Below are 13286 nucleotides of genomic sequence, written 5' to 3' on the forward strand. Positions count from 1 at the left end.
AAGGTACACCCCTTCCCGTCAGATCCACGGGTTTCGATCACTACTCCCGAGGCCCCCGCCGGAGGCATGTAGTTGCTGATGACATGGTGCCGACGGTTGAGGTAGGTAGGGAGTCAGGGAACGAAAGCGACCGCTGTGATCTCGACGAGCTGGCCTGTGTATCCGAGGCGGGAGACACCCAGAAGGGTTGAGGTGTGTGGGCCGACGGCGAGGCCGGAGCGGCGCACGATGTCCCACACTCGGCTGAGATCCTGTGGTGCGTCCGCGACGACGTACACAGTGCTGGAGAGCACGTTGCTCAGGTCACTGCCAGCTCCTAGCCGAATAGGGGTTCTTGTTGCGTTCGGCGGTAGCGCACGTGGACGCTTTTCGGGCTGCTACCGACGATCTCGATGGTGCCTTCGTCTCGCATGATCTTCAGCCATCGCCGTACGGTCTGATCGCCGAGACCAGTTCGGGCAACCAGCTCGGCCCGAGACAGAGTCTGGTTGCCGAGGACAGCGAGCAGTTCGGGTCTGCGATCAGCGCGGGAGGATTCGACTACGGCCGTCGAAGGGCGCTCAGGGAGCTGATACCTGGCCCATCGGCGCGTCCCGGTTTGCGTGATGAGTTCGCGGGCGACGAGGTCTCGGAGTTCGCTGGTCGCAATGCGTGAATCGACGCCAGTCGCGTTGCGGTAGACGCGGTTGTCAAGGATTCCCTCCTCGCGCAGCTGGGCGAGGGCGATGCATTGGCTGTCGGTCAGTCCTTTCTCGCCCAGGCTGTGGATCCAGGTGATGGTTTCCTCGCTCAGGAGGGTGTGGTTGGGGAAGGTGACCGAAAAGGATGAGATTTTGTCGTCGAATCGAGGCGGATTCATTCCGGCGGTGAGCAGCGCGTTCAGCATGGCGCGGATACCCGAGCCGCGATTCTCGCAGACTGTTCGGGTTTCGCCGGGGAGAGGGACGTCTTCCAGAAGTTTGATGAGGGAGGCGTTGCGGGCGGAGGAGATGCCTTCTTGGCCGAGGCTGTCGATGGTGACGGGGCCGAATAGGCCGCCGGGGTTGCGGATGAGCAGCCGGTCGGGATACATCTCGATCTGGACCTGGGTGCCCCGGGCAGCGCTGGACAGATCGCGGTGGACCAGGGCGTTGACTACCGCTTCCCGCAGGGCGGTCTCGGGGTACTCCCAGACATCCTGACGGCCCGCTCCGGAGATGATCGCGCGGCGGGACATGTTCCTGCGGATGGCCGCGAGCGTGTCGCGGACCATGACCGGGATCGGACCTTCCAACGTCACGTTGTCCAGGAACCGCTCGTTGGAGCTGGGGCCGCTGTCGGTGGGGTAGTGGACGAAGGTGACCATGAGCTGGGGGAAGTGCTCCTGCGGATAACTGCCGAGGGCCAGCAGGCCGGCCAGCGAGACCACGTCTTCGCTGTCATTACTGGGCACCAGCACTCTGGCGCGGCGAAGTGCCGACTGGAAGTCAAGATCCTTGAACGCGTGGGGACGGCTGATCCTCAGCCGGGCGATCAACGCGGTGACGCCGGCCGGATCGAGTTGATCCAGGCCGATGCCGTGAACGGCCTGCTCGTCGTCGCGCGGTTGTCCCCGGGATGACAGCATGACTTGGACCTCGTACGCGGACAGTCGGCGATCGCCATCGCTGATTCTGATATGGCTGCCTTTGGTGATTCCGGCCCCACGGGCATAGCAAGGTTTCTGGGCGGGATCGAGTTCAGGGATCTCCGCGACCAGGATGTGAACACCCTCGAAGTCGTGGATTTTGATGAGGGGCCGAAGCGGAGGCTCCATATCCGCGGCACACATTGCGCCGAGATCGGCGGCCAGCCGTGCCGGGTCAGTCAACCCGGTCGCGCGGAAAGCCTGAGCTTCGTCCAGCCCGAGAATGATCACTCCTCCTTGGGTGTTGGCGAAGGCCGAGAGGGTCTCGCGAAGCGACTTGGGTAGCCCGCCATGTGCCTTCTTCACCTCGACATCGGCGATGTCCGCTCCGATGTCGCGCAGGTTGGCAATGACCTCGGCGAGTTCCGCGTCGAGCACCTCGTCACCCCTCGTGAAGCATGTTAGTTAGCATGCTAGTTGATGTGGGTGGCGAGCGGGCAGATTTGAGGATGCTCGCCGCCTGGTGAGCGGATGGTCGCCCGAGCCGTCTGTCGTACACCGCTAGGCGGTGGCAGCAATCCGGTTGCCAGCAGGCGCGCATGAGACAGGTGGTATGAGGGCGATACCGGCTGGTTTCGCCGCGACCGCTTACAAATTTAGGAGTACACTTTTAAGAACTGTACTCCTAAAAGTTGAGGATCAAGATGTCGTTGCCGCGGCCGTCGGACATGTTCGATCGCGTCTGGGAGTGGGAACAGCTCTCGCGGTTCGTCGCCAACGACGCCCGGGGCGCGACACTCGGTGTGGTCTCCGGGCGACGTCGGCAGGGCAAGACGTTCCTGCTGGAAGCCGTCTGCGAGGCGACCGGCGGCTTCTACTACGCCGCCACCGAGGCCGTGCCCAGGGCGGAGGCACTGCGCCAACTCGGGGAGGCCGTCTCCGCCTTCGCCGGGACGCCGGGACGGGTCAGGTTCGAAGACTGGGAGGAGGCGATCGACGGCCTGCTCTCCCTGGGTGCCGAGCGGACCGTCCCCGTCGTCCTGGACGAGTTCCCCTACCTGGTGCGCGACGCCAAGGACTTGCCGTCGGTCATCCAGAAGGCATTGTCGCCACGCCGCGAGCAGCGGGGGGTGTCCCGGTCGCGTCTGCTGCTGTGCGGGTCGTCGATCTCCTTCATGGGCGGTCTGCTCTCCGGTCAAGCGCCGCTGCGCGGGCGGGCCGGGCTGGAACTGGTTGTGCCCACCTTCAACTTCCGGCTGGCCGCCGAGTTCTGGGGGCTGGCGGCCGAGCCCCGGTTGGCGGCCCTGGTCTACTTCGTCGTCGGCGGCACCCCCGCCTACCGCACCGAGTATCTGGCCGGGATCGCTCCGGCGGGCCTGGCCGACTTCGACCGCTGGGTCGTCGAGTACGTTCTCAACCCGGCCAGTCCGCTTTTCCGCGAGGTGCGTTTCCTGCTCGCCGAGGACCCGGCGCTGCGCGACACCGGCCTGTATCACACGGTTCTGGCCGCGGTCGCCGAGGGCAACGCGACCCGCAGTGGCATCGCGGGCAGGATCGAGCGCAAAGCCGTTGACATCTCCCATCACCTGACCGTGCTGGAGGACGCCGGCCTCCTGGTGGCCGATCCTGACGCTTTCCGCCGGAACCGCTCCGAGTACCGGATCACTGAGCCGCTGGTCCGCTTCTATCACGCGATCATGCGTCCCTACTGGGCGCAGTTGGAACGGGTGCGGCAGGGGCGTACCGAGCGGATCTGGGGTAACGCTCAGCCCCGCTTCCGCAGCAACGTGGCGGGACCGGTGTATGAGCGAATGTGTCGAGTGTGGTGTGAGGACTTCGCGTCTGAGGAGACGCTGGGCGATATGGCCGGAAGCGTCCAGTCCGGGGTCGTTCATGACGCCACCACCCGCACCAGCCATGAGGTAGACGTCGCGGTCCGAGGCCCCGATGGCGCGCTCCTGGCCATTGGGGAGGCCAAGTGGGGGGATGTTGTGGGGCTCGGGCACTTGGAGCGGCTGGAGCGGGTGGCGGCGCTACTCGCGACCCGGGGCGAGGCGCCGGGGCGACTGCTGCTGTTCAGCGGGATGGGGTTCATGTCGGCGCTGCAGGAGGCGGCGGCGCGCAGTGGTGGGCGGGTGCAACTGGTGGGACTGGAGCGGTTGTACACAGGTTCGTGACCGCGATCGGGCCGGTTGAGATCCGAGGCGGAGATCGCGGAATTGGATGGCGGCGAATTCGGAGTAGCGCAGGCCGATTCTGGCCGCAGCGGTGGCCTTAGGCGGCCCCGGGCGGCTGTATGGGGCATGCTGGTGACGTGACGGAGCCTGACATCGCGTCCGCACTAGGTAGGGCGCGCCTGCGACGGGCCGCGGAGGGAATGTCGCTGTTACGGGCGATGGCGGAGAAACTGCCGCGGGAAGCGAGCTGGGTGCTTCATCTGCCGGTTCCTCTCCAATCGAAAGAGCCGCGTGCGGCGGATCAGGAACTGACCAGACGGCTGCCCTCCACCGGGACTTGGTTCTATGGCGTCCGCTACGGCAAGGAGGGGAACCGCAGCGGCTTGGCGACACCTTTTCTGCAGCTCCCCGAACCGTATTCACTGGAAGGGATAGCCGCTCAGCTCACCGCGCTGGATGTGCACGGCCGCATGGGGGCCTGGTGGCTGACCCATGTATGGCGGGGCCTGCAACTCGCCGACGCGGCGGAGAGCGCTTTACGCGTCTGGCAGATCCTGCCCGCGGCCGCGTGCGCCCGGTCTCTTCTCGAAGGGGCAGCCGCTTTCTCCTGTGAATCCGGTGACATGATCGGCGACTGGGATGCGTTCAAGCGCGGCGGGACGCCCACGGTTGAAACGATCCGGAACTTCGCTGAATCCTTCGGGCAGCGGCTCGCGAGAGTCCAGTTCGGAAGCCGTCTCGATGAGTCAGTGGAAACCAAGCCGCCGATTCAGAGCACCAACGCGATCACCTACGTACGGCGCCTGGCGAAGAAACGCCCGAACGACAAGATCTACGACGCGTACGAGTGGCTCTGCGACGCCGTCCATCCCAGCTTCGGCGGCATGACGGTTTTCGTGGCCAATCAAGCGCAGCACTTCACACGTACGCATCATTTGACCCAGATCGCCCGGAATCCGCTGACGCACCCGTCCTACGAGCCGGTGATCGAGCCCACGGTTGCCATCGCCGCCGCCGACGCGATCGCGGTTGCCACCGGCGAGATCACCGCGCGGAGCGCCGAGATGAAATGGCTGATCGACGACATCGGCCTCACCACCAAGGTCGCCTTCACCTCCCGGTTGCCGGACCATGTCGGCGCCCGGCCGGAGCCACGGCGCAACGACCGCTGTCCGTGCGGGTCGGGACGGAAATACAAGTCATGCGGCATTCACCGTTGGGGAGAGTCCGGTAAGCCCCCATCGAAGTGACCTGCGGCGGTGACTTGGGCGCTGGCTTCAAGGAGCTATGGTGCGATGAGACATGACAAAGCCGCATGGCGACACAAGATCAAGGCCCAGGCTCCGAATCCACCGGATTACCCGGGCTTACGTGGGCGGAGCGGGTGACGGGAATCGAACCCGCGCTGTCAGCTTGGGAATCATCTACTGACCTTGCTGCTCTGAGCTGGGGAAACGGGGTGCAGGTCAGGGCGGGTCGCGTGACCGTAAGTCCTCGTGAGTGACCGCGCTTCTCCGCCTGTTCTGGCACGCATCTGGCACGACGCCGATCTCTCCCCATTGGTGCTGTGGTGTGCGCGACGGGGCGAGCCCTCTGGACGAGTCCACCCCCCTCTGAAGGTCGAGTTTATGCACCGGCACCGCCCCACTGCTCGCCTGCTCATCCCGTCTCATCGGCCCGCCCGCAGGGGAAGCAGGGCAGGGACAACGCGGGCCGTGCTTGGCGAAGACTCGCCATAGTGGAGAAGGGCACCGGAGCCGGTGAAACCGCCTGGTCGGAGGTGAAACCAGCCTGAAGCCGTGATGAAGCCGACAACGCAGAAGCTCTCTTCGGACGCCGGGAAGTACCCGGCGGAGAGAGGAGACGCGTCATGGCGGACCTCAGTGCCGTCCGGGCCGACAGTCTGGTCAAAGACTTCGGAGACTTCCGGGCCGTGGACGGAATCGACCTGCACGTACGGCAAGGCGAGATCTTCGGAGTCCTGGGCCCCAACGGAGCAGGTAAGACCACCATGCTCCGGATGCTCGCCACTCTGCTTCCGATCGATGGCGGCCATGCGGAGATCTTCGGCGTCGACGTCCGGCGGGAACCCCACCGCATCCGGCAGCTGGTGGGCGTCACCGGCCAGTACGCCTCGGTGGACGAAGACCTGACCGCCCGGGAGAACCTCTGGCTGTTCGCCCGCCTACAGGGCCTGACAAGCACCCGAGCCAAGACAGTCGCCGATGACCTGCTCCAACGCTTCGACCTCCAGGAGGCGGCCGGCCGTCCCCTGTCCCAATTCAGCGGCGGGATGCGCCGCCGCCTGGATCTGGCGTCAAGCCTGATCACTCGTCCACCCTTGATCTTCCTGGACGAGCCCACAACCGGCCTCGACCCAAGAACCCGAGGCCAGATGTGGGACACCATCCGCGAACTGGTCACCGATGGTTCCACGATCCTCCTCACCACCCAATACCTGGACGAGGCCGACCAGCTGGCCGACCGCGTAGCCGTGATCGACCGAGGCCGGAAGGTTGCCGAAGACACCCCCGACGCCCTGAAGACCCAGGTAGGCGACTCAACCCTGCAGCTCAGTCTCGCGGACGGCGCCGACCTCGCCATGGCCGCGAACGTCGTCCGCCGGGTGCTGGGTGAGGACCCGGTCCTGACCCCGGAATCGGGACGCATGAAGATCCCCCTCCCCGACGTGGATCGGGCCGCGGACGTCCTGATCGGCCTGCGAGCGGCAGGCCTCGGCATCTCCTCGGTAAGCGTCGCCAAGCCGACGCTGGACGAAGTCTTCCTGGCGCTGACCGGCCATGGCGCCGACAACCCGCAGCTGGAGGCGGCCCGATGACCACGAGAACCATGACCCCGGCCACCCTCAACCCCCAGCGCGTCGACCCGTCCACCGTGGTCGCCCGTACCACGCCCCGCAGCTCGCTTCAGGAAACCTGGGTTCAGATCCTGGCGATGGCATGGCGGGCCCTGAAGAAGATGCGCCGCAAGCCCGAGCAGTTCTTCGACGTACTCATCCAGCCCTTGCTGTTCACGGCGATGTTCGCGTTCATCTTCGGCGGCGCGATCTCCGGCAGCGTGTCGAACTACCTCCCGGTACTGATCCCCGGCATCCTCGCCCAGACGGCCCTGACCGTCTGCATGGCAACAGGCGTGCAACTGCGTGAGGACATGGAGAAGGGGGTCTTCGACCGCTTCAAGTCCCTGCCGATCGCAAGGATCGCTCCCCTGGCCGGCCCGATGATCGCCGACCTGATCCGTTACGGCATCGCGTCGGTGCTGACGCTCGTCACCGGCCTGTTCATCGGTTACCGCCCCGGCGGCGGGGTGCTCGGCTGCGTCGGCGGCGTCGCACTGACCGTGATCGCGGGCTGGTCGCTGGCGTGGATCTTCACCTGGCTGGGCACGATGGCGCGTTCGGCGCAGAGTGTCCAGGGCATCTCGATGATGATCATGTTCCCGCTCACCTTCCTGTCCAACGCCTTCGTCCCCGCCGAGACGCTGCCCGGCTGGCTGGAGGCGTTCGTGAAGGTCAACCCGGTGTCGCACGTCGTCTCCGCGGTGCGGGACCTGTTGAACGAGGGGGCCGTGACGCTCGAGGTCGGCTGGGCGGTCATCGGCTGCGTGATCGTCGTCCTGATCTTCGCGCCGCTGGCGGTCCGCTCTTACTCCCGCAAGATGTAGACGGTGTCAGACCACCCGCTCCAGGAGGGTACGGGCCTCGGCCAGCAGGTCGGGGCCGCGTCGGTCGCCGTATTCGGCCTCGATCCGGGATATGAGGCCGGGGGCGATCCGTTCGGCGTGCGCGGACAGCACCGACCACTGCATCGTCGGGGTGAATCGGTTGTAGGCGAACCGGTCAGCGAGCACGAGCAGCCGGACCGCCTCCTCGGCGGGCAGCGCCCCCTTTCGCAGGCCCCAGATGCCCAGCCCGGCGAGCACCATCCCCAGCACCGGGTAATCCCTCGAGGTGCGGTCCGGGTCGAACACCATCAGGACTTTGGCCCGCACCGACTCGAAGAGGTCCGCGCCGTCGTCGCCCTCGCCGTACTGCGCGAAGGCCGAGAGCGCGATGACCTCGCTCAGGTCGGCCCACGGTGTGAAAGCGTCCGGGACGCGCAGGTTCCGGAGCACCTCGGCGGTTTCGCGGTGCCGCCGCAGTCCCTCGGCGATGTCGCCGTCGACGAGGGCCAGTTGGGCTCGGCCGGTGGCGACCGACAGGACCTCGCTGTAGGTGCCCTGGGAAGCGAGCGCCTCCAGGTCGTCGATCATCCGCGCGGCCTCGTCGCGGCGCCCCTCAGCCAGCGCCGCCATGGCGAGGGTGGTACGGATCTGGATGGCGTCGTCCATCGCCCCCAGGCGTTCGAGCACCGGGAGCGCCTCGGCGGCATGCCTGGCGGCCGACGCGGAGTCACCGAGCTGCGCGTACAGGCCGGCCAACTGGGTGTGCAGCACCGCCCGGTGCCAGGGACCGTCGTCATCGCCGACGAGTTCGAGGGCGGCTCGGGCCGCTTCGATCGCGCCGACGGGATCGCCGGCGCTCTCCCGGCCGTGGCTCAGCCAGTGCAGCGCGATCCGGCGGATCAGAGGGTCGGTGTCACCGGCCAGCACGTCCAAGCCGCGCTCGGGATCCGACACCGTGGTGAGCAGGGCGGTCACCAGCGCCCGGACGGCCGGGTTCGCCGAGTCGGCGCCCAACCCGGCCAGCAGTCGCGCCAGCGTCCCTGACTCTTCGAGGGAGACGATCATGGTGTTGAACAGCGCGATGCCCAGGGCCAGCCGGGTCCGGTCGAGGAGCCGGGGCGGAGGCGCCCAGCCGCTCAGGGCGGCGGCGATGGCCGGGGTTACCACGATGCTGCGCGGATGATCCCCGCAGATCGTCCAGTAGCCGCCCAGAGCGGAGAACAGCACCACGACCGCTTCCGGGTCGGGGTCGGCGAGGGCCTCGCGCAGGATGTCGGCGAGGTTCGTCTCCTCAGAACGCAGCCGGTCCATCGCGTCGACCTGCTCCGGCGAGTACAGCCGGACACTGTGCCGGTGGCTGTAACCGACGGCCCATTCGCGTACGGCGGCCCGCGCGTCGGTCGTCTCGCCGGCCCGGTCCAGCCGCATCCGGCCGAACTCGCGCACCGTCTCGAGCATGCGGTATCGAACGCCGTCGGCTGTCTCCACGACGGTGAGCAGGGACTGCTCCACGAGCTCCTCGACGTCGCCGAGAGCGTCGCCGCCGAGCACCTCCTCCGCCGCGTCGAGGGCGAAGCCGTCCGGGAAAGCCGAGAGGCGGCGGAGGGCCCGGCGCTCCCGCTCGCCAAGGAGGTTCCAGGACCAGTCGATCACCGACAGCAGCGTCTGGTGACGGGAGGGGGCGCTCCGGTCGCCGCCGCGTAGCAGCGAGAACCTGTCCTCCAGCCGGCGGGCGATCTCGACCGGGGACATCACCCGCACCTTCGCGGCGGCCAGTTCGATCGCGAGCGGCAGGCCGTCCAAGCGGGCCACGACGGCGCGCACGTCATCCTCGTCGAGGTGCACACCGGGCCGGGCCGCGGTCGCGCGGTCGCGGAACAGCTCGACGGCGTCACCGGTTCCCAGCTGGGGCAGCGGATAGACACGTTCGGCAGCGATCGCCAGTGGCGAGCGGGTTGTGGTGAGGACGCGCAGCTCCCGTGTGGTCCCGGTCAGATACGCGACCAAGTCGGCGACCGCGTCAACCAGATGCTCGCAGTTGTCGAGCACCAGCAGCGTCGGGGCCAGATCGAGCTGCTGGGCGATCCGGGCCCGTACGTCGGCGCGCTGCCGCGGGGTGAGCGTGCGGCGTCCGGTCACCGAGTCGCGGACGCCGAGCGCCGACCCGACCTCGCCGACCAGATCCTCGGGCGCGATCACGCCGACCAGTTCGACGAAGTGCACCACCGGCTGCGGGGCCTCGCGGGCGACGGCATGGGCGAGCCGGGTCTTGCCGAGGCCACCCGGACCGAGGATCGAGACCACCCGGGAGGCGGAGAGCAGTGCCCGCACCCGCCGGAGATCGTCGTCGCGGCCGAGCAGCACGGTCGTGTCGAAGCGCACGCCGGCGCGCACGGGACTGTCGAGCGCCAGCAGCACGCGTTGGACCCGCCGCAGCTCCGGGCCCACGTCGGCGCCGATCCGGTCGCGCAGGGCCGACCGGAAGCGCTCGAAGCGGTCCAGCGCGGCGCCCGTTCCGCGCACCGCCGCCTCGCTGTGCAGGAGGTCGGCGAGCAGCCCTTCGTCCTCGGGGTGGACGCGCACCGCCTCCTCGAGCTCGGGCAGGGCGGGGCCGTGGTCGCCGCTGCGGCTCCGGGCCCGGGCGAGCACGACCCGCGCGGACGCCAGGTCGCGTTCCGCGCGTCGGCGCACCTCGGCCAGCGGGCCACCGCCCGCGGGCGGCAGCGCCCCGATGCCCAGCGCGAGCGCCTCCTTGGCCGCCGCGGCCGCCGCGGCCGGATTCTCGACGAGCAGCGCCCGTGCCCGGCCCGCCAGACCGTGGAGCCGACCGGCGTCGACCCGGTCGGGCGGAACCTCGAGCCGGTAGCCGCCCCCTTCCGTGATCAGCGACTCCGGCCCCACGACCGACCTGGTCCTGGACACCAGGACCTGCAGCGCCTTCGCCGGATTGGCCGGTTCGCTGTCCCCCCACACCTCCGCGACGAGCCGGTCCACGTTCACGGTTCGGCAGGCGAGCGCGAGGGCTGCGAGCAGCGCCTGAGCCCTTTCGCCGACCACCGGCCGCCCCCGCCACCGCACGCCGTCGAGCAGGCTCAGGTGGATCGGCATGGCGCAAGTCTAGGCTTCGCCGAGCACCCACCCCGTTTTCTGACATTCGCGCGGGTGGCTCGCATTGCTCTGTCTCAGGCCGAACCGAGCTCGCTCACCTTTTCCGGGGCCAAGGGCGGTCCCAAGAGGCGGAGCGGGTTCAACCGGGCGTCGGCCTGGCCGGAAGCTGTATGCGGGATCGGGGCGCCGAACCTGCACTTCCATGATCTCCGGCACGTGGGCAACATGTTCGCGGCCGAGTCCGGCACCGGCCTCAAGGACCTGATGGCGCGGATGGGCCACGACATCTTGGCGTGCTGGCCCGGAGGCATCGCCCGCCGATGGCGTGCTCAGTAGTGGTAGCGGGCCTGGAGGATGATCAGTTCGTTGTCGCGTGGGAGGTAGACGAGCCGGTGTTCTTCGGTGATCCTTCGGGACCAGGCTCCTTGGAGGGCGTGTTTGAGCGGTTCGGGTTTGCCGATGCCTGCGTATGGGTCGCGTAGGGTGTCTTCGATGAGCTTGTTTATGCGTTTCAGGACTTGGCGGTCGGTGGTGAGCCAGGAGGTGTAGTCCTCCCCGGCTTCGGGGGTGAAGGAGAGCTTCATGGCTGGTCGTCGTCGATGAGTTCGCGGATTTCGTGACGGCCTTCCAGGGCGTGCTGGTAGGAGGCGATGAGCCTGCGCATGTTGGCCGGTGAGCGCAGGAGGTGCGCGGTCTCCTTCAGCGCCTCGTACTCGGCGGCGGGTACGAGGTAGGCGCGGTTGTGTTTGGAGATGATCTCCACGGCCATGCTGTCCTCGTTGACCTCGTCGATGAGGGGGAACAGCCGGCGCCGGGCTTCGCTTGCGGTGATCGACATCAGAAACCTCCACCCCAATCTGGTACCAGATATTGTACCACTCTGGTCGGGGGTGGAGATGCCTGCTTGACCTGCCGACCCCAGAGCCACAGATAGGGCTCTGGCCGCCCTGGCCAATGGCCGACTATGGCACGGCGGTCAATGCTCCGGCCCGCGTTGATCTGGGCGTGCACGGCCAGGCGGATACTGAGCTTGCTCCGCTTTGACGGACACTGTGTCCGTCCAACCGGATCAAGCCCATCGGTCTTCCGATCTGTGACCGTCCGCCGCCGACACGCGGTCACCGACTTCCGGACCGCAGTCGCCTATGGTGCCGGTTTCCCGACTACCCAAGCAAAGACGAGATCCGGCGCGATCTCGATGGCAAGGACCTGGCCTCCTGGTGTCCGCTCCCCGAGCCAGGAGATCGACTGGTGCCATGCACGAGTCCTGCTGGAGATCGCGAACGGAGACGACGGCGCCTGACCCCATCTCGGCAGAAGCCGCACAAGCCGCAGCCCAGGCGCTCGCGATCAGCCAGCTGTCACGCGCCAGGAGCCCGGTAGGCCACCTCCATCCTCGCGGCATCGTCGATCTCCTCTGGCGTCAGCAGGACAGCCGTCTTCGTTCGTACCGTCCCAGACGCCGATATTGTGAGACCCACAGCGGCCGAAGCCGCATTGCTCGGCAGGTCGACGATCACATACGTGTCTGTCTCGCCGAACGCGAAATACATCTGCTCGACCCGCCCACCGACGCTTTCCACCATGCGCTCCACCGCTTGCCGGCGTCCGGTGCCACCATCTTGCAACACTCCTTTGAGGCCATCTGCGGTGTAGGTCGCCTGAATCAGGTACTTGGGCATGGTCGAGTCCCTCTTCTCGTGCCGCCACCCTGCGCCGGGGCGGCCATTGCGGTCATGGGGTCGAAGTTCTCGACTTAGGGTGACGGTAATCCCACCCGCTGTACTGGTTTCCCCTGTCGCAGTCTTACGCTGCGAAGCCTGCATGGGCGTGTGCGGTCCATCCTGAACGGGCCTGGGACTGCCCTGAACTGCAACGGGGACTGCAACTGGGCTCTGGCTCGTCGGGGGACACGGCCTCCGACAGCATGATGCAGGCGTCGGATTTCCTTCGGCGACCCAGGCGAGGTCGATGGCGGCGGAGCCGAACATGTGGACGCGTCGGACGCGGGTCGCCAACTGGCAATTGAGCGGGATCCGGAGTCGCTTCTTCGCTAAGGCCGAACCCGACTCACTTGTATTCCTGGCGCGAAGGGTGGGCCGATGCGGCGAAGCGGGTTCAACCGAGCGTCGGCGTGGCCGGAAGCTATCCGGGTGCTCGGCGTCCCGAATCTGCACCTTATGATCCCCGGCACACGGGCAACATGTTCGCGGCGGAGTCCGGGGCTGGTCTCAGGGACCTGATGGCGCGCATGGGTCACGACAACATCCGTGCGGCCATGATCTACCAGCACGCCGTACGGGGCGCGGACAAGTCGATCACTGACGCGATCGGCCGGCACATCAGCAGTGGCGATGACGAGGACGACGAGGGCACAGCGGGGTCCTGGTCCCCATCGCGTAATTGCACGTTAATTGCACGGAAGATCGAAAAGGCTCCAGAAACGATCAAGGCCCGAGTCGGGAATTATCCTCTGACCTGGGCCTTCGTTGTTGGAGCGGGTGACGGGAATCGAACCCGCGCTGTCAGCTTGGGAATCGGATACCGATCTTGCTGCCCTGAGCTGGGGAAACGTTAGTGCAGGTCAGGGCGGATCGGTTGACCGTGAGTCCCTATGAGTGGCCTCGGTTCCCCACCTGTTCTGGCACGCATCTGGCACGGAAGGGCTTGTCGTTCATCGATGCGGCCCGTGAGCAGAGCGCTCAGCCTTT

11 protein-coding genes are annotated in these 13286 nt (G+C 67.2%); 5 read left to right on the forward strand and 6 right to left on the reverse strand.

What is annotated here, in order from left to right; genetic code table 11:
* Positions 1-113 precede the first annotated feature (113 nt).
* Both ABGB08_RS06845 and ABGB08_RS06850 read right to left on the reverse strand, forming a co-directional pair.
* A complete protein-coding gene (locus tag ABGB08_RS06845; protein WP_347587458.1) occupies positions 114-293 on the reverse strand; it encodes a hypothetical protein in 180 nt (59 codons plus the stop codon).
* A gap of 23 nt (positions 294-316) precedes the next feature.
* Entirely contained in the window at positions 317-2044 is a 1728-nt protein-coding gene (locus ABGB08_RS06850; RefSeq protein WP_347587460.1) for an ATP-binding protein, read from the reverse strand.
* A 266-nt stretch (positions 2045-2310) separates the two neighbouring features.
* Between ABGB08_RS06850 and ABGB08_RS06855 the strand changes: the two genes are divergently transcribed.
* From ABGB08_RS06855 to ABGB08_RS06870, 4 genes are all read left to right on the forward strand, one after another.
* Complete coding sequence (locus ABGB08_RS06855; protein WP_347587462.1) at positions 2311-3783, forward strand: ATP-binding protein; 1473 nt, start codon at positions 2311-2313, stop codon at positions 3781-3783.
* A gap of 218 nt (positions 3784-4001) precedes the next feature.
* Positions 4002-5033 (forward strand): SEC-C metal-binding domain-containing protein, encoded by a 1032-nt coding sequence (locus ABGB08_RS06860; protein ID WP_347587464.1) that lies wholly within the window; start codon positions 4002-4004, stop codon positions 5031-5033.
* Between the two features lie 620 nt (positions 5034-5653).
* Positions 5654-6622 (forward strand): ATP-binding cassette domain-containing protein, encoded by a 969-nt coding sequence (locus tag ABGB08_RS06865; protein ID WP_347587466.1) that lies wholly within the window; start codon positions 5654-5656, stop codon positions 6620-6622.
* Positions 6619-7467, forward strand: a complete 849-nt coding sequence (locus tag ABGB08_RS06870) for an ABC transporter permease (RefSeq protein WP_347587468.1) — start codon at positions 6619-6621, stop codon at positions 7465-7467. Before ABGB08_RS06865 ends, ABGB08_RS06870 begins: the two co-directional genes overlap by 4 nt.
* A gap of 6 nt (positions 7468-7473) precedes the next feature.
* Here the strand turns inward: ABGB08_RS06870 and ABGB08_RS06875 are convergent, their stop codons facing one another.
* A complete protein-coding gene (locus tag ABGB08_RS06875; RefSeq protein ID WP_347587470.1) occupies positions 7474-10575 on the reverse strand; it encodes a BTAD domain-containing putative transcriptional regulator in 3102 nt (1033 codons plus the stop codon).
* Positions 10576-10629: 54 nt separating this feature from the next.
* Between ABGB08_RS06875 and ABGB08_RS06880 the strand changes: the two genes are divergently transcribed.
* Positions 10630-10911 (forward strand): hypothetical protein, encoded by a 282-nt coding sequence (locus tag ABGB08_RS06880; RefSeq protein ID WP_347587472.1) that lies wholly within the window; start codon positions 10630-10632, stop codon positions 10909-10911.
* Here ABGB08_RS06880 and ABGB08_RS06885 read toward each other — a convergent pair.
* The 3 genes from ABGB08_RS06885 to ABGB08_RS06895 all read right to left on the reverse strand — a co-directional run bounded on the left by ABGB08_RS06885 (position 10905) and on the right by ABGB08_RS06895 (position 12257).
* Positions 10905-11159, reverse strand: coding sequence for a Txe/YoeB family addiction module toxin (locus ABGB08_RS06885; protein WP_347587474.1), 255 nt, complete (start codon positions 11157-11159; stop codon positions 10905-10907). The genes ABGB08_RS06880 and ABGB08_RS06885 overlap by 7 nt on opposite strands.
* Positions 11156-11413 carry a type II toxin-antitoxin system prevent-host-death family antitoxin gene (locus ABGB08_RS06890; protein WP_347587476.1) on the reverse strand — a complete coding sequence of 86 codons (258 nt, stop codon included), beginning with the start codon at positions 11411-11413 and terminating at the stop codon, positions 11156-11158. The genes ABGB08_RS06885 and ABGB08_RS06890 overlap by 4 nt, the downstream gene beginning before the upstream one ends.
* 523 nt (positions 11414-11936) lie before the next feature.
* Positions 11937-12257, reverse strand: coding sequence for a GYD domain-containing protein (locus ABGB08_RS06895; RefSeq protein ID WP_347587478.1), 321 nt, complete (start codon positions 12255-12257; stop codon positions 11937-11939).
* Positions 12258-13286: the final 1029 nt, after the last annotated feature.

The organism is Acrocarpospora sp. B8E8 (genome assembly GCF_039871605.1).
GTDB classification, from domain to species: domain Bacteria; phylum Actinomycetota; class Actinomycetes; order Streptosporangiales; family Streptosporangiaceae; genus Acrocarpospora; species Acrocarpospora macrocephala.

Excerpts from the sequence above, each read along its gene's own strand:
- ABGB08_RS06855 (WP_347587462.1), top strand. The coding sequence starts at position 2,311 with ATGTCGTTGCCGCGGCCGTCGGACATGTTCGATCGCGTCTGGGAGTGG.
- ABGB08_RS06860 (WP_347587464.1), top strand. The coding sequence starts at position 4,002 with ATGGCGGAGAAACTGCCGCGGGAAGCGAGCTGGGTGCTTCATCTGCCG.
- ABGB08_RS06865 (WP_347587466.1), top strand. The coding sequence starts at position 5,654 with ATGGCGGACCTCAGTGCCGTCCGGGCCGACAGTCTGGTCAAAGACTTC.
- ABGB08_RS06870 (WP_347587468.1), top strand. The coding sequence starts at position 6,619 with ATGACCACGAGAACCATGACCCCGGCCACCCTCAACCCCCAGCGCGTC.
- ABGB08_RS06875 (WP_347587470.1), bottom strand. The coding sequence starts at position 10,575 with ATGCCGATCCACCTGAGCCTGCTCGACGGCGTGCGGTGGCGGGGGCGG.
- ABGB08_RS06885 (WP_347587474.1), bottom strand. The coding sequence starts at position 11,159 with ATGAAGCTCTCCTTCACCCCCGAAGCCGGGGAGGACTACACCTCCTGG.
- ABGB08_RS06890 (WP_347587476.1), bottom strand. The coding sequence starts at position 11,413 with ATGTCGATCACCGCAAGCGAAGCCCGGCGCCGGCTGTTCCCCCTCATC.
- ABGB08_RS06895 (WP_347587478.1), bottom strand. The coding sequence starts at position 12,257 with ATGCCCAAGTACCTGATTCAGGCGACCTACACCGCAGATGGCCTCAAA.